Here is a 1297-nt window from a genome sequence, read left to right as displayed (position 1 = left end):
TTTCCGTGACAGTGACGGGATGTATCGCCACCGCCTCTGGCACCATTCCCCTGTGGCGCATGCCTTGCACCCGGTGATGTTGTGGGCGTGGTCGGTAATCAGGTTGACCCAGCGTGTGCTGCGGTAGAGCCCTCCACGATCCGAGTGCAGGATCGGTTGCGCATCAGCAGGTTTTACCGCGTCGATCCGTTCAATCATCCCGGCAACCAGCTCATGGTTTGGCGTTTGTGACATAGTCACAGCAATGGGCATCCCGTCGAAGAAGTCGATCGCTGCTGACAAGTAGAGCCTGCCGTCACTGCAGCGGATTTCGCTGACATCGGTACCAATTTTCTGCCAAGGTTGATCCGCGTGAAAATCATGGGTCAACCCCTTACTGTGCGCATACCGGGTGAAATACTGCGAGTGCGCCACCTCAGGACGGGCAAGGGTATGTGTCTCATTAGCAGGGCGCTCGTTATCGCCAATGAGCAGCAGGTTTGCCGGGCGGTGCGCGGTCTCACCGGTGTATGAGGAGTACTTCGTGGATGCTTTTGCTGGTGGGTGGCAGCCGAGTGCGTCCATCAGCTCACGCACAATTTTTTCCGATATGCGATGCCCACCGCGAACAAGCCACGCGTGGATGCGCCGGTAGCCGTAGCTTTGCCCACACTCATCGACTGCCTGGCGGATGAGTACCTTGTACTTGTCGCGGCGTGCCTTGCGTTTTGCCACACTGCGTTGGTGTTTGCCCTGGTGGTGATAAAACGTTGACTGCGCAATCCCGGCAAGCGCGCATGCTTTGGCAATACTGATGTGGTGGGTGTCCGTAAGGGCGCAGACCACAGCAGCTTTCGCAGCTATAGACAATGCACCATCACGGACGAGGGCTTTTCCCGATGCATCACCACTGCCCTGGGTGTGTTCGCTGCCGCCCATGAGCACTTCAATGATCGCGTCTTTGACCGCTTGGCGTTCGCGTTCCTGAGCGAGGAGTTTCTTTAACTCTGCAGGGTCATCAGGCAGCGCATCCATATCAGGGACAGGACCTGGGCCTGGCAACCACGAATCTACCGGTGCCGGGCGAGGCGAGGCGTTGTGCTTATCAGCGATGCGCTGTTGCTGTTCGGTGCGTTTGCTTCTGCGATCTTTGCTCACACGCTCCATTGTGATCGCATAGACCTCGTCGAACGGCAGCGACGCGGCAGCGGCAGCCTCTTGCGCGTCGGGCCAGTACCGCGAAGTCCATTTCCGCACTGACCCACTGGCGACGCCAACTTGGTCGCCGATAATTGCAAACGACTGTGTTGAGGTCACA

1 protein-coding gene is annotated in these 1297 nt (G+C 58.1%); it reads right to left on the bottom strand.

The annotated features are described in order from the left end of the window. Positions 1 to 1297, bottom strand: a 1297-nt coding sequence (locus EAW56_RS12295) for an IS3 family transposase (protein WP_147453333.1), incomplete at both ends; no start/stop codon positions are given.

Source organism: Corynebacterium gottingense, assembly GCF_003693265.1.
Lineage (GTDB): Bacteria > Actinomycetota > Actinomycetes > Mycobacteriales > Mycobacteriaceae > Corynebacterium > Corynebacterium gottingense.
This window is presented reverse-complemented; position numbering and strand designations above follow the sequence as displayed.